Here is a 22,338-nt window from a genome sequence, read left to right as displayed (position 1 = left end):
ATAGTGGGCAAAGGCCTCTCCGCGCGAGTCTTCGACAGGCTCAGACTGACAGGCCTCTCCGTCCCCTCAGGGTCKCCTTGRAAAGGGAAAATAACGTTGTTAAAGGGCTGTCATGGTGAGCCTGTCGAACCATAGTGGGCAAAGGCCTCTCCGCGCGAGTCTTCGACAGGCTCAGACTGACAGGCCTCTCCGTCCCCTCAGGGTCKCCTTGGAAAGGGAAAATAACGTTGTTAAAGGGCTGTCATGGTGAGCCYGTCGAACCATAGTGGGCAAAGGCCTCTCCGCGCGAGTCTTCGACAGGCTCAGACTGACAGGCCTTTCCGTCCCCTTAGGGTCGCCTTGGAAAGGGAAAATGACGTTGCAAAGGCCTCTCCGCGCGAGTCTTCGACAGGCTACCCATGACGCATTGGAATTTACATAAACATTCGCTTGAACGCCGGCTAAGACTCACCCGGCCGACGCTGCGCTGGGCCACCCTCTCTCCGGCTGAAGCCGCAAAGAGGGTGAAGCCCGTTTTGTTTATTTTTTTGCCCTTCTATGCGACGCAGTCGGAGAGAAGGGAGACGGGCGTAGCCTCGTCGGGGTGAGTCGTCGCCGCCATGCGATAGACCACATTCCCCCCGCTCCTTAATTTCCCGCAGGCTCTTCATTAAAGAACTTTTCAATTTCCGTCCCCTCAGGGTCTCCTTGGAAAGGGACCCTGAGCCAGCCTGCTAAGTATAAAACTATGCAGATCCAACTTGCATAAAGAACTTTTCAATTTCGTTCACCGCGTTTTCAAGTCCGTTCTCATTCCTTATTTGCCGACCAATAGCCGCCGTATTGTTCCTTACTTCATTGGTTTGAATTTTTGTTAATGCCGAAATCAGCTTATCGGCATTGAGCTTTTTAACCGGGATATGAACGCCAAATTTCATTCGTTCGGCTATTTTTCCCCAGGTTGGCTGGTCGGTGTAAAACGAAATAATGATTACCGGCAAATCGTTTCGCAGCATGGCCGCCAGTGTACCCGCGCCACCGTGAAACACCCCTGCTTTGCATTTGGGTAAAACAGCGCCGTGGTTTACATATTTTGTTACAAACAGGTTTTTATGCGCCGGTAAGTTTTTAAAAAGCGACCAGCCTGTACAAAACAAAATGCGCTCATTGGTTTTGTTTAAGATGGCGTTTAAGATGCCTATAAACTTTTCGGTATTGCCGACACCGTTACTGCCAAAACCAATGTATACGGGTTTATCACCCTGCTGCAACCAATCACTTAATCCCGCCGGGCTTTCATCCCTAAAATGGCCTGCTCTTTTTTCTTCGGGAACAGTTAAAAAGCCGGTTATTTTATGGTTATCATCCCAATCTCTGGGTTGAGGGATCAGGCTGGGGCTTAAGCAATATAAGTCGAGCGGCTTTTGTTTGCCAATATAGTCTACAAGGTTTTCCTTTAAAACGGGCAGGCCCAATTCCTGCCTGAATTCGTTGGTCTCTTTCTTTACAAATTTCCAGAAAAACAGGTGTGCCAGCTTATAGGTAAGCTTATTATACCAGGGGAAATTCAGGAAGTCGAAATCGCCCAAAGGGAATTCGGTGGTAGGGACAACCGGGGGCATAAAATAGGTTAGCGCAATTTTTTTATGTTGCTTTTCTGCAATCGCGCTTGTAATTGGCAGCGTTGCAGCATTTGCTATAATAAAATCTACCTGGTTAATTCCCGCTATATAGCTTTTGCGCAAGGGTACCCTTATTTCATGAAGCGCTTTAAAAAAGTACTTCATCAGCTTAATGGTATTCTCTGTTTTTAATACGTTTTGCCCTTCCGGCGAATTCATCATTTCCTCGGCATTTCCATACAGCGGATGAAAAGCAAGGCCATAGCCCTCCACCAATTCCTTAAAATTTTCGGGAGCCGCAATAATTACCCGGTGTTTTTTGTCGCTAAGGCCTAAAGCCAAGGCAATATACGGCTGTATATCGCCCCGTGTTCCGTAAGTAAAAATCCCTATGTTCAATTGTGGTTGGTTTATTTACAAAGGAACTGATACAAAAGGACTTCTTTTAGTGATTGTTAAAAAATTAGTGGGTGCTTTTCTGTTTCGATGCTGATAAGTCCACATATACACAACAATCCGGCAGAAGCAGGGAAACCATCAACCAAATTCATCTCATATCTAAACAGGGCGTTTCCCGCTGATAGAAGCGGGCCGGGCTAAACGCTCATACTACACCGGCATTAGCCACAAGGCCGGTATCCGCTTATATCCCTAACGCGAACGTGGAGAAATTGTGGGGTTACGGGCTTTACAACAAAATCGTGATTTGCATGCGGGGCACACGCGACACGCGTGCGCCAGCGAAGGGGATTTCTTAAAAAACCGTATCCTTTTGGCATTTTGGGCATTATTCGTCTTTTAAACGATGTCCTTGCCGAAATGTTTTTTTAATGATGGTGTTCTGAATCCAAATTTCATTAACGCATTTGGTTAATTATGGCCTTAAATAAGAGCGGTTAAGGCCGGTAAAAACGGAGATAATAAAGTCATATGATTGGCTGCATTGGCTATAAACACCTTATATTTTTCTAAGTAATTGGCCTTCCCTTTTGCCTCTTCCAATTCTGATAAGAGATTTAATATTAATTCATTATCTACAATATTGTCATTAACAACCTGTTTTAACTGATTGAAAACGTTGTTGCTTGATTCATTGATAACATTAGATGAATAATCTTGTGATTGATTGTAAATTCGGCTGTTACCCCCATGCAGATTATAAACAGTTGTTTTAGCCGAATAGCCGGATGAACTTAAAAAATCGTTGTACCCTAATCCGCTATTTAAAAACAATCGTCCTTTTGTGGTAAGTGTTTTATAATATCCAAAATTGCCTTGCTCAATTATTCCATCTTGTTTAAGTTCTGATATAGCCGCATCGAACTGGTCACCATGCCCATTAAGTTGGCATTCGCTCTCCTTTAATTGATTGATAATATTCATTTTCCAATCGAAAATCGTGTCGGGAACAGGGTTAAAATAATATGAATTGTTTAAAAAGGCCTTGCCATTCATAGTAATGGTTGCATATCCTTCAGCATGCTTTGTCATTAATCCTTTATGAGTTAAATAAAGGAATGCGTCCCTATCAATATCACTGCTTGACTTTGTTAGTGATATTGAATTTTCTTTTAGGTACTCTAATATTATTTCTTGCGATATCTCCATAAATCTTAATATAATTGTTTGCGCTAAGTGATATTACAATAAATAACGTTTATGCATATTAATGCCCTGGAATAAAGGCGGTTAAGGCCGGTATAAAGGGTGTTATCAATGTCATGTGATTAGCAGCATTTGCTATAAAGGCCGAATATTTGTCCAAATAATTTGGCTTTCCTTTGGCTTCTTCCATTTCTGATAATAGCGTTAGCAATATCGTATTTTCACCAATATTGTCATTAACAACCTGTTTTAGTTGGTTGAATACATTATTGTTTGATTCATTTATAATATTGGATGAATGATCTTGAGAATGATTATAAACCCGGCTATTGTTTCCGTGAAGATTATAAACTGTCTTTGTTTGATTACTTGGTTTAATTGCGGTTGTTTTTCTAACTTTTAGAATATAATGAGCAGGAATAACTTGAAATTTATCATGATAATTTGCTTCAAGTATTTCATAACGTTCGGCGCGATTATTTGGCAAGTCCCGTTCCACAAAATCACCTTCAAAGATGTCTACACTCAAATCATACAAACTTATTTTTACGGGGGTAACATGGGCTTTTAGATTGGCGGAAGTATTATTACCATCCTTACTAATAATTCTTATGGTATCTGTTTGGAATTGTTCAAATGGGTTTCCCATGGTTTATTATTTTATTGATTTGTCAAATTACGCTGTTAATATCGTCCAGGCGGTACATACCCGGTTATTTTAAATTTATGGCCTTTAACCTTCACAATGTCGCTGCATTTATCAGCTACCCATGTTTTACGTTCCGGTTTAACCAGGCAATATCTATACATAACTACTTTGTCAAGTCTAAGAAATTGCTTTACAGCCTCGCGGGTTAGAACTACGTTTAATCCTTGTGCCAAACTCATTGCACTGGGATATATTAAGCCGTATATAGGCTCTTTATTTTGGGTTTCTGAATAGTACTTCATAGCGATAAACATTGGCGTTAACACTTGATAACATTGGTTTTTATCCATAATAGTACGGCTCAATTCAGAAAAGTAACGTAAAAAAGCTTCTATAAAACGAGCGACTTCCTGTGAAAAATGAGTTTTAATAGCTTCAAAATATGTGTCGACTGCCTGTTTTAGATTGGGATTGTTCGTCAAATGCAGATCGTCAAAACATAGAATTATTACCTCGAATGGTTTGTCAATCAGCCATCCACTAAGCGTAATATCTTGCACATCGGGGGCGTTATATTCGTCTGCTAACTCTTTACAACATTCCAAAGAACAAGAAAGCACATAATCCATTTCTTTCGATTCAGTTGGCAAAGAACCGTAAAATAATGGTTCACCTTCTTGATTAAACCTGCCTAATTTTATTTTGTCCTTAAATCTCCAATTGTAAGAAACTTGCCAACGTTCATTACATAATGAATCACCCTGTTTATGCATTCTACCCCTTACTATTTGAGGCATCGTAAGTTTAGCCTTAAGTAGTGGTATCAGATCGAAAACATCCAAAAATAATAGAAATGTTTTGTTGAAATTATCATCGGATAAAGGTCCATCAAGATACTTCTTTATCTCTGTAAAGTTAGATTGAAGAATACCAACACTATTATTAACCCTTGATATATAATCCGGGTTACTTGCTAAAATAGTTGATAAATCCATAAGCTGTAAGGTTTAAATTACAAAGCCGTTAAGTCCGGGATTTGTGCAACGGCTTTTGACCGACACAGCCCTCTTAACGGCTTTATGGCATGGTAGCCATATACAAATATAGGTAATTTTAAAAAGGCTTTAAAATGCTTTTAAAAGCTTTTTAAATTCCAATCGTAATGCGGGTATTGTTTTTTTAATCCGCGTTTATTTGCCTTTTTGTCAACAAGCTTTTTGATAAGTTCTGTTCGTGCTGTTAGCCGTTGGGATATGTAAAGGTTTGTTATAAAAAATTCTTTTTCAAGGTTTAGCAAGCAATCGTCATAACGCAATCTCTTAATGTGTGAGTGGTAATAAAACCGGGCGGCTAATGCTTCCCCTCGCTGCCGCAAGCGTCCCCGACTTGTGGCCCGCATGCTAAGTATACGCTATGCCTTTAGGACAATCACCAATCTTTCACGTAACGCAAATCTTCTCGTATCACCCTTTAGGCTGATGGGGCGGTGTTTCTTATGGAGGCAGAACTTTCAGACTAAGAAAGTCAAGTCGGCCATCGCTCAATGGCCACAACGCACGACTTGCGGTAACAAAGGCAACTGTTTGGCGACAATTTGATTTACATCCCGGCAATCTTCCTATTTACTTTTTAATGTTTTAATGGTACATTTGTAGTATAAGGTAGGACAATGAAACTTGTAATCGACATTGCTGATAATAAAGCAGATAGCTTTCTGGAATTGCTTAAAAGCCACTCCTATGTGAAAGCTAAACCCTTGTCTGCGCCCGATGCTGCGGTACTGGAAGAATTAACCCATATTAAAAAGGCTTTTAAGCTTGCCGATAAAGTTAAGGCAGGCACGATCAAAAGCCGCCCGGCGTCAGAATTATTGAATGAATTATAATGTTCGTACGATCCAACCATTTGACAAACAGTTCAAGAAGTCCGAAAGTTTAATTAGGATACAAGACTAAGCGCTCCCCGCAAGTGCCTTCGTATACGCCATCCCTTTAGGACAATCACCAATGTTTGTTCTCAACCTTAATCCTCTCGTACTACTCTTTTGCCCGGTTCATTTACCCGCCAGCGAGCCACCCCGGTATTTATTGAAACGCCGGCGAAAACACTTTGCGATAGCCGGAGGAACTAATGAACCAATAAACCAGTACACTAATGAACCTTCTTAATTTTAATATGGGCGAAATCTTCGGGTTTGGTAAAATACTCAAGCCCTAAAATTAATAAGGTCGAAGTCAAAAAATTTACCTTTTGTATTATTGGCAATAGGTCCCAATTACTGGTGCCCCACAGGTATACACCGTAATAAAAAAACAGCAAACAAATGATACAAAGGAACTTAAACAAATGAAGCCTTGTTTTCAGGATAAAAATCGTGATAACAACTATGCCCGACCAAAACAAGGTGGTTGATATAATCAGCATTAAATCGTGATAACGTGTTACGGTTAAAAACGTAAAAACAACATTGGCCAACCCGCCATATTTGAGTATAACGCCCGCATTTTTTTCGGGTAGTTTTTTTCCCATATGAATAAAAAACAAGGCATAACTACACGGGAAAAGGATCATTCCCGAGTATGCCCAAATCATGGCAGGGTTTTCGGCGCCGTTTAACGCCCTTGTTCCAAACAGGTTGCTTATAAAGTTTTTTGTCCAGCTAAAGCCAACAGTAGTTTCATCGTACATGGTGCCGCCCGGGTAAACTGAAATTGCTATCGCCATTAAAATCAAAGAGATTACTACTCCCGCTAAAACTGAATATTTTTTAATCATTTGCCCAATGCGTAGGTTTATAAATTGCCAATAAGATGCAATTGCCGCCCAATTGTTACTAATTTGTTTTGGGCGGCAATGCAGGCGCACCATAAATACCATATGCATGTTACGCCATTGTTGGTATTTTCTTGTCGCCCCCTTTGTGTGCTGTCACCAACAGGCCAATCATCGCCAAAAAAGAATTGTTTTTTTGATATACATTAGGTAGCGTACCTCTGGCACGCAATAGATATTAATTTATTGATACTACAAAGCTTTGCTCCTCTGGAGCAGTCTATCGACCTTTTAACTTCCGCCCCTTCAGGATCTGCTTGAAAAACATCCCGTGGCCGCTATTCTAGTTTAGATGGTGGAAAATTGTTAATGATTATGCGCGAATAGTGGCGGCGAAGTTTGGACTATTAAAGATAAACTTAATATTTTTGATTATATGACAATTGAAGACAGGGTGAATGAAGCTATTATAAATTGCGTTACTGTTACAGATTCTTCAAATTCTGTCAGAAATGAGTATGGGGATAATATTTATAAGATTATCTATGATATATTACAATATGGTGTAAACGATACTACATGGGCTGGAGAGGATGAATGTTTAAATCATAAAATAACCCAGGATCGTTTGGCAGCTAAATATCCGTATTTAACCAGAGCATCAAAAATAAAGATCGCTGATGTAGCTGCTTACTTTTGGAAACCGGACGACCGGTAATTCAGAGCTTAAACAGCATAATATCTTACCAAAAGTTAAACAGTTAAAAATTCCTGGTTCAATCAGCTCCAAATTTTGGACTTATCAATATAGTGCATATATTAAAGGATAATATACTGGCTCACGCAGATATCCACAATCTAAATCTAAAACACTATGCTTAACTTTTATGCGGTAACTATCCAAACAGAAAGCGGGGAACGTGCTATATATGTTAGCCCACTATTACTGCAATCAAAAAAACCACCGAACCTAAAATCGGGCAAGCTGGAAAAACTATATTTCTACCGTGAGTTAATGGATGAAGACTACTACAAAGGTCTTGAGCTATATGAAATGAAAAATCTCGACCTGCCGGATTACTGTATCATTAACTATGGCCAGAATTTTGAAAACTACTACATTGGAAGTTTCCATCTGGATTTTGACGCACGGAGTTACTGGCAATGGGAAGGCACATCAATTCCATTTAACGGGGACCATGTAAAAGCCCTGGCTGAATGTTTGTTTACTCCTGATTCTAAATCGCGAAGAGCAACAATATTCACTCCAACACCTCCGTCCGCTTTTAATTTTAGAAGGTTTTAGCGAATTTGATTGACGGATTGATTTGTAGCTTGCATTAAGCGTATGATCTATATTTTCACCGCACCCGCAAGTACTTTTCGTTGCCGGGCACTACAGCCGGGCACCTGGTGTTAAGTTAATAGTACTAAGTCGTAAGTCAAAAGATAAATCTGTTCATTCCTGACTTAAAACTTAAGACTTTAGGCTAAAGACTATCCGTCATTACACGATTAAGATAACGACACTATTTGTCGCGATCCACCCTTAATTTTGTCATGTTTACACAGCGTAAAACCCCTAATTGCAATCGATATTTGTATTGTCAATAAAATTAAAACAACCTAAATTACATTTTATGAAAAAAGTATTTAAAGGAGCTGCTATCCTGAAACCGGTATTATTAATCGCTATTCTATTTTTTACAGTGTTGCAATCTAACGGCCAGCAGCTTAAACCTGCAAGCAGTGGCTATGCGCCTGTTAATGGCATTAAGGTTTACTATGAGGTATATGGTGAGGGCAAGCCTCTTATTTTGCTACATGGTGCATTTTATACCATTGAGATGAACTGGTCGCAATTAATACCTGAATTGTCGAAAACAAGAAAGGTAATTGCCCTGGAATTGCAGGGACATGGCCACACCCCGTTTTCGGACAGAAAATTAGACATTGCTACCCTGGCAAGTGATGTGGAAGGGGTAATGAATTTTTTAAAACTTGATAGCGCCGATGTGGCAGGGTATAGTATGGGCGGCTCTATAGCTTACCAGTTGGCGGCGAAAAGCCCCAAACGGGTACGAAAATTAGTAATCATATCTTCTACCTACAAAACTAACGGCTGGCTGCCGGTTATCAATAGTGGGTTTAAAGATTTTAAACCTGATTTTTTTGACAATACGCCTATAAAAACCGCATATGATGCAGTAGCGCCCGACAAAACAAAATGGAGAAAGTTTATTGAACAAATGATTGCTTTTGCCGCCGTTCCATTTGACGTGGGTGAAGCCAATATTAAAAAAATCACCTCGCCGGTATTGCTTATCTCGGGCGACAATGATGGCCTGGACAAAGTGGAATTGATGAAAACGTACCAATTACTGGGAGGCGGCGTATCTGCCGATTTGGGGCCGATGCCAAAATCGCGTTTGGCCATTGTTCCCGCGCAAAGCCATGTCAGCCTGATGATGCAGACTAAAACCATATTAGGTTACCTGGATGACTTTTTAAAGTAACAAAATGGTACCTGGTATTTTTAAAAAAGGAATATTGATATCAGATTTATCTATGAACTAATTATAACCAAATGAGAAAAATCAGAATTTTTGAGCATATCTCGCTGGATGGCGTGATAGAACACGACGGAGACTACACCTATGGCGCATGGACAACACCCTATCGGAGCCCTGCCGGGGCGGCAATGCTCCTGGAGGCATACGGACCCAACTTCGACCTGCTGCTTGCCCGCCACACCTATGATATATTCAGCGGCTTTTGGCCTACTGCCGGAAATTTCCCAATGGCAAATGCCATCAACGCTGCAACCAAACACATCGCAACCCACAGGCCCGACAGCCTGGAATGGGGCCCGGTACAGCATTTGGGCGAGGACATTATCCAGGCGATTCGCGATCTAAAGTCGACAGACGGCCCGGACCTGATCGTGGTGGGAAGTTCGACGCTAACATCGGTGTTGCTTGACCAGGGACTGGCCGATGAGGTTGTGCTCATCACCTACCCGGTTTTGCTTGGCCGGGGTAAACGCTTATTATCAGACAGTATTAACGCCCGGGAACTTGCCTTTGTTGACTCAAAGACCACACCCACAGGTTTGCTCATCAACACTTACCAACACGTTGGACCGCTGAAATCCTGATATTTCACTGACTCAGGTATTATCGGTTTGTTCACCCTGACCAGTATATTACCCAAACAATTAAAAATAAAGAGACTGTCTCATTGGGACAGTCTCTTTATTTTACCTGTTTCCCAACTACTATACCCATAGTCTGCAACAGCGATATCGTTATTCACCCCAAACAAAAACACCATGTTCGGGAAAGCGCCACATTTGTTATCAGAGGGGCACCTGTCCCTATATCTTTTCCAATACCAGCACTACCTTATTAAAATCGGACGATGCATTAATGATTTTGCGGAACGGATCAAATATAGTGATAGGGTACATAGGTTTGCGGTATTGCTCCATGATGTGGATGGTAAGCAGGTTTCCTTTTAGTTCATAATTGGATACAAAGCCCATGGTTAATTCGTCGCCTTCCTTGTAGGTTTGGTCAATTTTCAGGTCGTTCAGGTTTTTGATCTTATAGCCATCGGGGATGGTAACTTCAAGTGTACGTTCTTCCACGTGGCCAAAGCCCATATCAACCGGCAATTGACGTGGCTTGTCCTGGTACATTTCTACCTGGGGGCCTATGGCCATGCCAATTTTCAGGAGCAGCTTGTTGCCCGCATTTTCTAAAAACGCGCCGGATTTGGCCTTGATGTGCAAAATTAACGGCAGGTTGGTGTTCTGGCTTTCAAAAGGCTGGTTTAATACTTCCGAAGAAAGAATGGTTTCGGAGCTGAAATAGTTTTTGGTAAGGTCCTTAATCAGCTGTTGTTTTTGCTCATCGTTAGCGTAGTTGAAGGCATCGCGATAGCCGGTTGCCGCATAGCCGCCAAAAATTTGTTTGGCATCGGTTATTAACGAATCAAGGTCCTTACTGAAGGTTATGGTAGCCTCCATGTTTTGCATCGATTTGGTATAATCCTCCAGCGGCACGGTCTTAATTTCGGCTATAGCTGTCGAAAAATTGCCCAAAGTGGTATGCTTGCAATACAGGCCATTGGTTGCCCCCCACAGTGAAGGGATCCAGGGGTAGCGGTAGTCGGCCCGGGTTGGCGCCAGGAATTTGGCCTGGGCCGGGAAATATAGTACCGGGTAATCGCAATTATTCCAGTTTTCAAAGGTTTTATCAATCAGGTATTTATCGCGTTCGGCAGTCAGCACAAACTGGTAGTTTATGCCTAGGTTTTGGTAAAATGCGCTGTATAACCGTATAATCCCTATGGTACCTCCGTTTTTATTATGCAGAATGGTTGTTATCCTGTTTTCATTGTCGCCCTTTAACTCTTCGTGGTACGAGATATTTTTTTTAATGTAATTTTCAACCGCCATTATTTTGGCTGCCTCGCCGGTAAGCGTTGCCCAGCCGTTTTTGTTAACAATATCGGCAACGGCTTTGGTTTCATTATCAGCATAATCGGTGTATACGCTGTAAATTCTTTTGGCCAGCTGGTTCCAGGTATACATGCGCTCGGTTTTGCTGCTGGCTTCGTTATAGGCCAGTTTAAACTCTACCCTTTTAAGGTCGGAGTAATAGTTGGCATATTTTTCCTTTTCGGCACCGGGTGTTTCGGTAAAAAGGCATTCGCTGAAAGATTTTTCGTTAATTACGGTATCCTTGCTTATGGCTTCGGTATTATAAGGCTTCACCTCAAACTTTAGTCTTTTAGGTGCAAACAGCTGAAACCGGGCTTGCAATACCGGGGCGCTTCCCTGCACTATCTCGCGGCCAAAAAAAGTAGCTGGCCTTTTAAACGTGTAATAGTATTCAACCTCGCTGCCTTTTTCAAGGCCATCCATCGCGAATATCTTATAAACTTCGTCGTCTTTTTCTTTTACTTCTTTGATATCATCTTTGTTAAGCTCAATTATTTTGCCGCTGGGCAAAATATTACGGGCCTTAATATCTACAATGTCGGCTTTATCGCTAATGCCCAGGTAAATCCTGTTATAAGCCTCGATACCCCTGTCATCATTAATATGAATAATTTTGTGCAGCGTATAATACTCTGCAATGGCGTCTTTGCCTTCGTCGGCAAACTCTACCCGGCGTTTATCCAGCACAACTACGCCCGACTCTTTGGCATATTTGCTATCTATTTTGTGAATAACCGGCTTATCTGCCCAGGTTTCTTTTTCTATCTGCGGCAACTGCGCGTACACGCCCGGGGCTGCTAATAAAACGGTTAACAGGCCAAGGGATTTTTTTATAACAAGTTTCATTTTTTTGCGAGGCTTAAGGTTTCTTTATATAAAGGGTATAGGTTTTGCAGCACATTATTCCATTGATCAAACTGGCTTGCTGCAAGCATCAGGTTATCGTTATCAAACTCCTGGGTCATGGTTACCCAATTACCATTTTGTTCGTATTTAATATCAAAGCCCCATACTTTGTTATGGTAAGCTTTGCTTTTGGGCAAATAAGAAACCTGGTACCCATCAGGTACTTTAAACAGGGTAACGTATTTTTTTACAAAATTAAAATCCTGCTCAACGGGTGCTTTGCGTTTAGGATAATCTAACTGTTCGTTCTGAAAAAACTTAAACAGGTTAACGTTCAGGTAATAATCGTCGCCAAGCTTTTTACCATAATCGGGCAGGGTAAAATTGGCATGTATGGATAGTTCGCCGGCGCTTTGTTTTTTATCAACATAAAAAGAATCCAGCTTAAACTTGTTCGATCCGCGCACAAATTCGGCCTTCATGTAATCGTCCATCTTTGTTTTATCCCAATACATCATTTTAGCATGCATTTCCATGGCGAAATAGCCTTTTATATCGCGTTTTATATGGCCTTTAATGCCGTTAACGCCCATTTCAAGCCAGGTGCTATCTACCAGCATGTTTTTATTTTTTTCGACCACCGGAACATTTAAAACCTTATATTCCTTCTCGTTAATGGCTATCAAAGCTTCCTTTTCCTGGATGCCCGACGACGGCATGCCGAAAACACAGGTGGGGTCGGTACCATCTAAAAAGATAAACTTACCGCCTATTTCAATGGTACAAATCATGTGGTTGCTTACCAGCGGTAATGGCGTTTGGGTAAATTTATAAGGCAGGTCGCGCGTGCCTATCCAGGTAAAGTACGCTTTTACGCCGGCAGCATTTAGCATTTCGGTAAGGATGCTGGCCATATCTTTGCAATCGCCAAAGCGCCTGCTACATACCAGCCCGGCATCCCGGGGGATAAAACCGCCCATACCATCCTCAAAGGCCACATATTTGATATTGCCCTGCACCCATGAATATATACTCCGCGCCTTTTCTTCGTCGGTATGCATGCCAACGGTAAGCGAATCGACAATGTGCTTAACTATCGGGGTTACCGCGGTATTCACGTTTTTAAGATAGCTGTAACTGAGATGATAAAGATCGTCCAGGCCGGATAGGTAAGGCACGGTATTACCCTTTTCGTCTTTATAACTATCTAAATAAAAAACAACGTGCGGCGAGTACCACGCATAACCAGGCGCGTTGTGGTACGACCTATCGGCCGGGCAATTTTTATATTGAAAAGTATAGATCTTATTACGGCCTTTGCTTTCGATATTAACCTTGATATTGCCGGTATCCTGCCCAACAAACTGGTATTTAAGGGAGATATCTTTTGATACCGATACCTTGAGCTCGCTGTTAATGATGGGCATGTACCCGGTGAAGTAATAGGGCGATAACAGGTGTGGATCTTTATTGGCCCATGAAACCTTCAAATTACCGATGGCACCCGGTTCGACAGATGGGAAGTGAAATGTTGTTTCCTTTACATCGTCGTAAAAAACGAAGCCTGCTTTATCGTCGTTGGTTGTAAAATCGCTAACCTTCAGCTTTTTACCATCGGCTGCCTGTGTAAACGCCTCGTATGATACCAGTTTATGAAAATCGCTGTGCGAAAAACCGTAGCTGCCCATATAGGCGGTAGCGCTGCCCAGCAGGTATTCTATCTGCTGTAGTTCTTTACTTTCTACATGCGGGGCGCCATTTTTAATATCGATATTGTATTCAAAAACCCGGTTTAAAACCACGGCTTTTTCATCGGGGAATTGCTTGCGCAAAGTTTCAAAGTCCTGGGCATTTGCGGTGTTAAAACACGCGCAAAAACAGCTAAATAAAGCGCCAAATAATAAATGTGATCTATTCATTATTTTACGGCTATAAGTTTATCATAATAATACCACATCGTTTTCATCAGCTTTCCGTTTTCATCAAAGTATTTTGTCGGCCCATGATATTCGTCGTTATCAAAGCTCATCTCTTTCTTTATGTTGCCGTTGAGATAGTACTCCTTACCAATCCCATTCGCATTATCCATATTGTAACTATATACAGATTTTAGCTTTCCATTGGGATAGTAGATCTTTGTTACCCCGAAGGCCAGCCCATATACCGGGCTATCTTCGTCCCGGATTTGTCCGTTTGTATAATACATCACATCATGGCCATTTTTTACCCCATCGCTATAACTGCATTCCCTCGATAGTTTGCCGTTTGCAAAGTAGGTTTTTAAGGTGCCATTGTTATATGCTAAAACAGCCGCCGGGGTTAATTTGCCATCTGCTGCCAGGTACGAGTAGGAAATTGCTTTATCATCTTCAAAATTGATTTGGTAGGCCAGGCTGCCATCGGGATCATATTTTTTGACCGGCCCATCAAGCACACCAGCTTTGTACGTGCCGATGTAATCCTTAACCCCGTTTTCAAAGTAATAGGTTTTTTCGCCGCTAAGCTCATCGTTCACATAATTGTTGGTACCGCTTAGTTTTCCGTCTTCGCCATAAAACTTCCAGGTGCCGGTTTTATCGCCATTGTTAAACATGCCCTCTGATTTTTTTTTGCCGCCATAGCGGTAACTTACATACATGCTATCTATCCCACCCCTTTTATATACATAGCTACTCTCCAGGCTGCCGTCAAAATAGTAGGTTTTAAAGGGGCCGTCAAACTCGCCCTTAACATAGTTACCTTCTAACATTGGTTTGCCGTTGTCATAAACCAGTTTATATTTTCCGGTAGCCTTGGGGAAGGTATCTACTGCAATTACTTTTTCGGTGGTATCATACTGGGTCATTTTCTCCAGCCAGCCCAGGTGATATTTTTCCTCCAGGTTTTTTTTGCCGTTGGGGCTATAAGTTTCTTTATAACCATCCAGGTCGTTGTTTAAATAGTACGACCGGCTGCTAAGCCTGCCCTTTTCGTCATAATAATTCCATTCGCCCTGGTGCTGGCCTGCTTTCATCCAGCCTTCTGCCTCCGGCGTGCCGTTGGCATGGTAAGTTACCGCATAACCGTCACTTTCGTTATCAACTACAGGTATCTCTGATTTCTTTTTACCGCTTGGGTACCAGGTAAGCGACGTGCCGTTTAACTTATCGTTTTTATATTCATTAATCTCGTTAACTTTTCCAGATGGGTAAAACAAAGTATCCGGCCCTTCCAGTTCATATTTGGCATTAAAATGTCTGTGCATTTTTTTATAACCACCCTTACTGTAAGTAACTAAATCGGTTATCCCGGTTTTCGATTCGGCACTATAAAGCTGGCGGCCCGCAGCATCAGCGTAATTAACCGATACGATAATACTGTTATCATACACATATTTCGACCAAACCTTGCCGTCCTCGCGGTAATAAACCGCCTCGCCGGTTATTTTACCTTTTTTAACAGTGTAGGTAACAGATACCTGCCCATTTTCATAGTACTCGGTATGCGGGCCGTCCTCGTTGTTATTTACGTAACTGCGCTTTTCTTTGATCTTGCCCGATTCATAGTAAAACTTCCATTCGCCTTCGGCATTATCCTTTACAAACTGGCCTTCGTTTGCTATACCCAACGTTTCGAACGACGCCTTATAAGGTCCATCGGCTTTGCCGGCACTATAGTGCGATGTACTTTTAACTTTGCCGTTTTTAAAGTATTCGGTGGCAATGCCGTTAAGGGCATCATTGGTGTAATTATTCACTTCCAGCAGGCTTCCGTTAGCATAATACTTGCGTTCAACCCCATCTTTTTTGCCTTGCTTGTAAGTGGCGGCCGATTTAATGTTACCTCCATAGTTGTAGGTATTGCTTATACCTTCCAGGCTCCCGTTAACAAAATTCTCCAGCGAACTTAAATTACCGTTTTCAAAATAATATTCCTGCGTGCCGTTAAGTTTACCGGCGGTATAGGTCTCTTTCGCTTTCAAAACTCCCGAATAAAAATAATAGGTCCAGGTCCCTATTTTCTCTCCCGCAGAATTGTAAGCACCGATAGCTTTTTTGTTACCGGCGCCATAATATGATAGCCACGGACCGATAATATTTTTTTTATCGGCGGATAATTCCCCCTTGCCTATCAGCCGGCCATCTTCGTAGTAATACTTTTGTTTAATAGTATCACGTTCACTGTAATTCAAATGGCGCGTGTAACGTATCTGGTTAAAATAATCTGCTGCTTCCTCAATAAATTTATCGAGCTCTTTTTTATGCTTTTTGTTGTAATCTTTAACAACGGGCAAATTCACGTTTGAAAATGCGTGGAATATGAACGATTCGAATTTTCCCTGGCTAAAAACCTGTTTGTAATAAGGCAGGTAGTACTGTATCCAGAAATCTTTACTGTCTTTTTGATATTCCAGCTTTTCAAAAACAGCCTGTATTTGGCGCGAAATGGGGTCGTCTATAGAAACCAGGGGTTTGTATGATTTATCGAGCGCTATTTTTGAAAGCACAATATCTTCCACCTCGGCATAGGTTTCATCGGGCGGGCCGGTCTTGTTCTTTTTATATTCAAGTATTTCATCCGTGCCTTTTGATATTTTATCCAGCAAGCCTATCGACCGCGACCAATACTTGCCTTCGGGATTAACCAGCAGGTAGCCCACGATACTCAAAAACGCAGGCATAATTTTCCCCTCCTGCAGTGCGACGATCCCCAGTTGAAAATGCGCGCTGTACATGTATGGGTTAATCAGCAACGTTTTTTGAAACATCGCTTCGGCATCGGCATAGCGCTTCAAGGCGATATAAGCTATGCCCTTATTAAAATACAATAACGAATATGCCGGATATTTGGCTATAGCCGCATCAAAAACTTTAAGCGCTTTTTCGGGCTGGCCCAAATCATCTAAAGCGTTGCCGTAGGTATTATACAATTCTGGCTCATACTCGCGCTGCGTTGTAAGCGCAAGCGCTTCCTGGCAATATTTTATAGACTGAGTGTATTGGCTATCGGCCGAGCAGTTAACTGCCTTTTCGTAAACCGACCATACGTAATTGGTATCGCTGCGGTTAACTTTGGTAAGCAGTTTAAGGGCATCTTTATACCTGGCAGAATCATAAAGTGTAATAGATTGCTTAATTACATCGCCCGAATTAACAAGTTCAATTTTTTGGGCAAAAGAAGCTTTGCATAGTACAGCAAGCAACAAAAACAAATAGTAATGGTATTTCATGTGATAAGGTTTCAAACAAGGCCTTCGGACAGTGAAATTATTATTTTTTTTGAAAACAAACTAAAGCTTTTTGAAATAAAAAATCGCGATGCTTAACTGTATCAAATGGCAGGGACTAAAATAATTGCGTTAATCTCCGCATCTCCAAAAAGATCCTGATATTAATTGTTTTACATAAAACTACAAGGACTGCTTTCGGTGCGCCAGCCTCCCCTATCCGTAATCTGCATGCTTAGTATACACCAGGTTTCAACCTGTAAAGTATAAAATTATGAATATTCGGCCTGTATAATCCCCCTTTACCCCACCCATCCTCTTAAATCATTTCACCCCCTGTTTTTACAGCTTCGCCCCTTTTATACTTTTCCGCTGCCCTTTGCAACCCATCTTTGCACGGTATAAACCGGCGTGAAGCTTAATAGGCCGGAAAACGGAACAGGAAACAGGCATTCCTCCGGTTCCGTTTCTTTTCGGAAGTTTAGCGTTGTTTGTAAAACTGAGGCCTTGTTTTACGGTCATGCATCAAAAAAAGGTTAAACTTTTAAATAAAAGCAATACAAAAAATGAAAAACATCTTAACTAAAAACATTCTCTTGCTTTTGATAATGTTGTCAGCATGTTCCAAAAGCAGCAACACCACCAACACCGAACCGCCGGATGATGACCTGCAGGGGCCTATTTCCCGGCCAGCATCGGGATACGGAGCCGATGGCGCCTACCAGGTTGCCGAAATCAGTTTTCCCAATCCCGAATACGCGGGCACCAGCGTAACCATTTTTTATCCTGCCGGTATCAGCACGCCCAGGCCAACCATATTTTACTCCCACCCCTATGGGGGCGAAAACAAGGAATACAACCGGGGACTGTTTGAATTCATCGCAAAAAAAGGCTATGTGGTAGTGTTTGTTCCGTATGCAACCAATGATATCAGTATCGATCATCGTTACTACACCCTGTGGACCGGCTTTACCAAAGCAGCGGCAGATTACCCCAATATTATTGACACCAAAAAAGTGGGTTTTATGGGGCATTCTTTCGGCGGCGGGGCTTCCATAGGCCTGGGCTACAAGGCATTTACCCAAAACAATTGGGGACAAAATGGCCGCTTCCTGTTCACCATGGCGGCCTGGTACAGTTACCAAATTACCCAGGCCCAATTGCAAAGCTTTCCGGCCAATACCAAAATGATAAGCCAGGTTTATGATGAAGATGTAATTAATGACCACCGGCTGGCCATTGATATTTTTAAAAACATCAATATAGCCAACAGCGAAAAAGACTTTTATTACCTGAAACCATCTACAGTGGCCGGTTACAATTATACCACATACCACACGCTGCCCAATTCAAGAAACGCGTATGATGCTTATGATTACTACGGGGTATACAGGCTGCTGGATGCGCTGATGGATTATAGTTTTGCCGGCAGCGCTGCCGGCAAAAACGTGGCGTTGGGTAATGGCTCGGCCCAACAAGTGGCCATGCCGGGCTATAATGGTCAATTTATGGCCCCGCTTGAGGTTACCGATAACCCCAGCCCCAAATACAGTCAAAGTAAATATGAGTTCTCTTGCGGAAGCCCAACTAATCCAAGAAGCGCTAACTGTAATTAGGAGACAAACACCAAAAACACCATACCCACAAAAAACTAAATCAATATATTATCAACTACAATAAAATCACTATGAAAAAAAAATCGTTATTCGCCATGCTCTCTGTTTCACTGCTTGTATTTGCCTGTAAGCCCAAAAACGGCGCCGGTGAAGCTAATGGCAAAACTGATAGTACAGTTAAACAAGATGCCCCGAAAGAGACTGTGGCCCAAGCCGACGCGCCGGCCGGTAACACCCCCAAAACGTACGTTATATCGTTTACGCCCGATAGCGCCCTAGTTGGCAAACAAAAAGAAGCAAGCATAAAAATAAGCCCGGTAAGCGCAACAGACCTAAGCGATCCAGATGGAAAATCGGAAGGAATTGAAATGACATTTAAGATTACGGTTACCAATAAAAATAAAATTGGCGGCAACAGCGTTGGTGTTTCACCGTCGGATTTTAGGTTGGTGCTTGATAATAACACCTCCATATCGCAAACATCAGGAGGATACGTTTCTGCCGAACCCGAATCTACAAAAGAATCAAACGAGATAACTTACCGTTTGCCAACCGGATCTAAGCCCAAAACATTGAATTTGTTTTATGACGAAACAAGGGCAGCGGTAGGTGTGAGTTTAAAGTAATACGGGCATTTAATAGAGAAATAAACATCAATAAAAATGATAAAAAAATAGGTTGGCTCAAAAAAGTCAACCTGTTTTTTATTTAGCGTAATTGGCATATGTCTTTTCAGTACAATTTTTCAACCTTAGCCGGGAGGCCCAAAAGCTAAAGCAAGGATTTGGCGGCAAACCCCTCCCTGGCTTTGCACCGGCTACTATCGCTCCCCTAAAAATCCGGGTTAATACTAAACTTAATGCCGTACTGGTTTACGCCGGGATGATCGAGGTAGTTGAAACGTTTGATGACATCAACCCGCAGCAGTTTAAATATATTCCCTATGCCAACGCCGGCTTCAATGTAGGGGGTGCTGCCCAGCGCATAGGTGCCATTGGCGTTGCCCAGCGCGGGGGGCAGATTGTACAGGTTGGCAGAGAGCAGCGGATTATTCTCATTGCGTAAACCGCCATATATCGCTTTAAACGAGATAAACTCGCGCCATTTAAGATGTTCGATCAGGGGGATCTTGTTCAGGAAAAAGCCGTTGAAGGCATGGGTTATGTTGATGCCCGCGTAATGGTCGCTCACAAATTCCAGGTAGTTCATGTTGTTATAGCCATCGGGATTGTACCGTAACGACTGATTGGCCGGGGGAATATTGAGCAAGGGGAACGGCACTTTGCCGGTGATGAGGGTACCCAGCAGCGTAACATCGGTAAAGCCTAACTGCGAAAGGTAAAAGCGCTTGTAAATATTTGCCGAGATATTATTGTAATCATAAGCCCCGTTGAGCAGGCCGGCAAAGCCATGGTTAATTTGTAAGTTAAAAATGGGATATTTGCTGTAAATGGTATGCCGTTCGCGCGGGCCTTGTATAATTTGCTCGTGGGGCGCATACCGCAGGCCCAGGGCAACTTCGCTGGTTGTGAGACTGTTGATCAGGCTATTATCGTTATTTGATTGAAACAGCAACGTGCCGGCAGGCCGCTGGTTCCAGTTGCGGAAGGCCAGGTTGTACGAGAAATGATTTTCGAAATCCTTAACATAGGCCACCGTAAAAATGCGGTTATACAGCCAGTAATTGGTGGTACCGGTATGAAACGATGTAAGCGCGGCCTGCTGATTGCTTACCGCAAAGCTTTGCCCCGGCAAGTCCACATCATACCGGTAGCTTATTTTAAAATAGTCGTTAGGGTAAACGTATGGCGCTGTTTTGTTTAAAGAAAAATAGGTTACTAAATTGTATTTAGCTTTTTCATCTTTTATACCGTAGGCCGTATAGCCCTCCAGGAAAATGAACCTGCTGAGTTTGGGCGTTGTGCGCCCGCCCACCTGGAAACGGGCGCCCTCCTGGTTATCATAAGCAAAAAAAGACCCTAATGGCCCCAGCTGGGTAGGCCCCACACTTGCGAACCCGCTGGTAAGGGTAGCAGCTATCCAGGTTAGTTTTTTAAAAGAAGGCATAGCCTCCAGCTTGTTGATATTTGCATACAGTTGGGATTGCTGGGTGGTAAGGCTGTCGGCCCGGTGCTGCGCCCAGTAAGCGGTATCGGGCTTGTTTGAATTTGCCGCCGTTTGCTCGCTTTTACCTTCGTAAAACAGCGCTGCCTGTGGCTGGTTTAGCTTGTAATTATCATAGCTCACGGTGCGCCGGCCATATACGGCGGTACCTTTATTTTTCATAACGCCAAAGTCGGCCACCACATCGCTCTTTTTAAGGTAATAGCGCCCATCGGCGTGCGGTTCAAAATCAAGATTGATTTTGAGGCTGCGCATAAAGTTGATATTAATTTGCTTGTTAACATTCAGTTCGCACGATTCCACGGCGTAACGACCATCCATCGTGATCAGGATGCGGCCCTCAAAAAGGAGATCGCCTTTGTTGCGTGGCGTAAAGCTGAGCTCGATCAGTTTGCCTTTTTCGGTTTGAATGGTATCGGTAATAAAAAATTTATAATACTGCGGCGAATGGTCGGCAATGGGGCTCAGGAACTGGTTGGTAATTATAAAGATGTTGTTTTGGTAAATATCGATAGTATTACCGTACAGGCGGTTAAAGTAAATAGCCAACCCAACGGTATCAGTAAACTTAATAATATTAACTTCTTTTTGGGCGGTTAAAACCCTGATAGATTTGGGCGGGTTTTTACGGTAATAATTTTGAGACAGCTTCTCGCTAAAATAAACCGGCAGGGAAGTTTCCTTTTGCCCGTTTATTTGCAGCGTTGTATCGATCATGAATTTATACTTGCTAAAAAACTTGCCATTAATAAGCTTTGGCGACAGGTGAAAAAGCGACATGCCGATGCGCTCGTACTGGTCGTACTGCAGGTAATCAGCACTTTCCATCCGGTTTTGGTCCTTATGATCTATCACCTGCTGAATGAGTTCGACAGCGGGATTGTCTTTATTGCGGTAACGCTGCTTTCTACCCGATTTAATGGATACTTCCTTTAGCTCGGTTTGGCGGCTGCGCATCCGGATTTGAAAATTGTTAACCTGCCCCGGCTTAACAGCCCTGGTAACCGACTGATAACCCACGTACGAAAACCTAACCAGGGTGAACGCACCCGGCGCGCTTAACTGAAAATTACCTTGCTGATTGGAAGTTGCGCCAAAACTACTGCCATTAAAAACAATGCTGATATAAGCCAGTGGTAAACCGGAAGCATCATCGACAATATGGCCGCTCACGGTTGTAGTACGGCTATTAGCTGTTTTTACACTATCCGTTTGCTGCGCAGCGGCATGTAATGAAAATAAAAGAAAAAAAATCAAGCTGCCTTTATTTCGTTTACTACCGGCAATCAAATTCCGAAAAAAACGACGTATGTGCCGCGGTAGCAAAATTAGCTTACTGGCGGGGTTACAAAAAGTTAGTGGCAAAAAAGTAAATAGCAAATTAAACACTTTAACGTTAAGAACAGATTTGA

The 22,338-nt window shown here is 42.4% G+C and carries 16 protein-coding genes; 7 read left to right on the top strand and 9 right to left on the bottom strand.

Going from position 1 to position 22,338, the window contains the following annotated elements; translation table 11 throughout:
- Window positions 1-725 precede the first annotated feature (725 nt).
- From AC1DXF_RS27260 to AC1DXF_RS27245, 4 genes are all read right to left on the bottom strand, one after another.
- Window positions 726-2,000 carry a glycosyltransferase gene (locus AC1DXF_RS27260; protein WP_477451848.1) on the bottom strand — a complete coding sequence of 425 codons (1,275 nt, stop codon included), beginning with the start codon at window positions 1,998-2,000 and terminating at the stop codon, window positions 726-728.
- A 483-nt stretch (window positions 2,001-2,483) separates the two neighbouring features.
- The gene (locus AC1DXF_RS27255; RefSeq protein ID WP_477451847.1) at window positions 2,484-3,209 is read right to left on the bottom strand and encodes a hypothetical protein; all 726 of its coding nucleotides are present in this window, start codon (window positions 3,207-3,209) and stop codon (window positions 2,484-2,486) included.
- Window positions 3,210-3,267: 58 nt separating this feature from the next.
- Window positions 3,268-3,855, bottom strand: coding sequence for a hypothetical protein (locus tag AC1DXF_RS27250; protein WP_477451846.1), 588 nt, complete (start codon window positions 3,853-3,855; stop codon window positions 3,268-3,270).
- A gap of 35 nt (window positions 3,856-3,890) precedes the next feature.
- On the bottom strand, window positions 3,891-4,850 hold the full coding sequence (locus tag AC1DXF_RS27245) for a hypothetical protein (protein WP_477451845.1): 960 nt from the start codon (window positions 4,848-4,850) through the stop codon (window positions 3,891-3,893).
- 674 nt (window positions 4,851-5,524) lie between these two features.
- Between AC1DXF_RS27245 and AC1DXF_RS27240 the strand changes: the two genes are divergently transcribed.
- The gene (locus AC1DXF_RS27240) at window positions 5,525-5,740 is read left to right on the top strand and encodes a hypothetical protein (RefSeq protein ID WP_477420782.1); all 216 of its coding nucleotides are present in this window, start codon (window positions 5,525-5,527) and stop codon (window positions 5,738-5,740) included.
- 266 nt (window positions 5,741-6,006) lie between these two features.
- On the opposite strand, the gene AC1DXF_RS27235 is transcribed toward AC1DXF_RS27240, so the two are convergent.
- A complete protein-coding gene (locus AC1DXF_RS27235; protein WP_477451844.1) occupies window positions 6,007-6,579 on the bottom strand; it encodes a hypothetical protein in 573 nt (190 codons plus the stop codon).
- A 484-nt stretch (window positions 6,580-7,063) separates the two neighbouring features.
- Here AC1DXF_RS27235 and AC1DXF_RS27230 point away from each other — a divergent pair, with 484 nt between their 5' ends.
- The 4 genes from AC1DXF_RS27230 to AC1DXF_RS27215 all read left to right on the top strand — a co-directional run bounded on the left by AC1DXF_RS27230 (window position 7,064) and on the right by AC1DXF_RS27215 (window position 9,784).
- Complete coding sequence (locus AC1DXF_RS27230; protein ID WP_477451843.1) at window positions 7,064-7,345, top strand: hypothetical protein; 282 nt, start codon at window positions 7,064-7,066, stop codon at window positions 7,343-7,345.
- Window positions 7,346-7,501: 156 nt separating this feature from the next.
- Complete coding sequence (locus AC1DXF_RS27225; protein ID WP_477451842.1) at window positions 7,502-7,933, top strand: hypothetical protein; 432 nt, start codon at window positions 7,502-7,504, stop codon at window positions 7,931-7,933.
- 334 nt (window positions 7,934-8,267) lie between these two features.
- Window positions 8,268-9,143: an alpha/beta fold hydrolase gene (locus AC1DXF_RS27220; protein WP_477451841.1), complete on the top strand. Its 876-nt coding sequence runs from the start codon at window positions 8,268-8,270 to the stop codon at window positions 9,141-9,143.
- 71 nt (window positions 9,144-9,214) lie between these two features.
- A complete protein-coding gene (locus AC1DXF_RS27215) occupies window positions 9,215-9,784 on the top strand; it encodes a dihydrofolate reductase family protein (protein WP_477451840.1) in 570 nt (189 codons plus the stop codon).
- Window positions 9,785-10,003: 219 nt separating this feature from the next.
- Here the strand turns inward: AC1DXF_RS27215 and AC1DXF_RS27210 are convergent, their stop codons facing one another.
- From AC1DXF_RS27210 to AC1DXF_RS27200, 3 genes are read right to left on the bottom strand one after another with little or no spacing between them, the layout of a single operon-like run.
- Window positions 10,004-11,980 carry a DUF3857 domain-containing protein gene (locus AC1DXF_RS27210; protein ID WP_477451839.1) on the bottom strand — a complete coding sequence of 659 codons (1,977 nt, stop codon included), beginning with the start codon at window positions 11,978-11,980 and terminating at the stop codon, window positions 10,004-10,006.
- Entirely contained in the window at window positions 11,977-13,899 is a 1,923-nt protein-coding gene (locus AC1DXF_RS27205; RefSeq protein ID WP_477451838.1) for a DUF3857 domain-containing protein, read from the bottom strand. Before AC1DXF_RS27205 ends, AC1DXF_RS27210 begins: the two co-directional genes overlap by 4 nt.
- A complete protein-coding gene (locus AC1DXF_RS27200; RefSeq protein WP_477451837.1) occupies window positions 13,899-17,189 on the bottom strand; it encodes a tetratricopeptide repeat protein in 3,291 nt (1,096 codons plus the stop codon). The genes AC1DXF_RS27205 and AC1DXF_RS27200 overlap by 1 nt, the downstream gene beginning before the upstream one ends.
- Window positions 17,190-17,794: 605 nt before the next feature.
- On the opposite strand from AC1DXF_RS27200, the gene AC1DXF_RS27195 reads away from it, so the two are divergent.
- Together AC1DXF_RS27195 and AC1DXF_RS27190 are read left to right on the top strand one after the other, a co-directional pair.
- Complete coding sequence (locus AC1DXF_RS27195) at window positions 17,795-18,802, top strand: dienelactone hydrolase family protein (RefSeq protein ID WP_477451836.1); 1,008 nt, start codon at window positions 17,795-17,797, stop codon at window positions 18,800-18,802.
- A 71-nt stretch (window positions 18,803-18,873) separates the two neighbouring features.
- Complete coding sequence (locus tag AC1DXF_RS27190; protein ID WP_477451835.1) at window positions 18,874-19,428, top strand: hypothetical protein; 555 nt, start codon at window positions 18,874-18,876, stop codon at window positions 19,426-19,428.
- Between the two features lie 205 nt (window positions 19,429-19,633).
- On the opposite strand, the gene AC1DXF_RS27185 is transcribed toward AC1DXF_RS27190, so the two are convergent.
- Window positions 19,634-22,183: a DUF5686 and carboxypeptidase-like regulatory domain-containing protein gene (locus tag AC1DXF_RS27185; protein WP_477451834.1), complete on the bottom strand. Its 2,550-nt coding sequence runs from the start codon at window positions 22,181-22,183 to the stop codon at window positions 19,634-19,636.
- Between the last annotated feature and the right edge of the window lie 155 nt (window positions 22,184-22,338).

The sequence above is a fragment of the Mucilaginibacter sp. P2_A5 genome (assembly GCF_056404995.1).
Note: the sequence above shows the minus strand (reverse complement) of the source record. Positions and strands in the feature narration are given on the sequence as shown.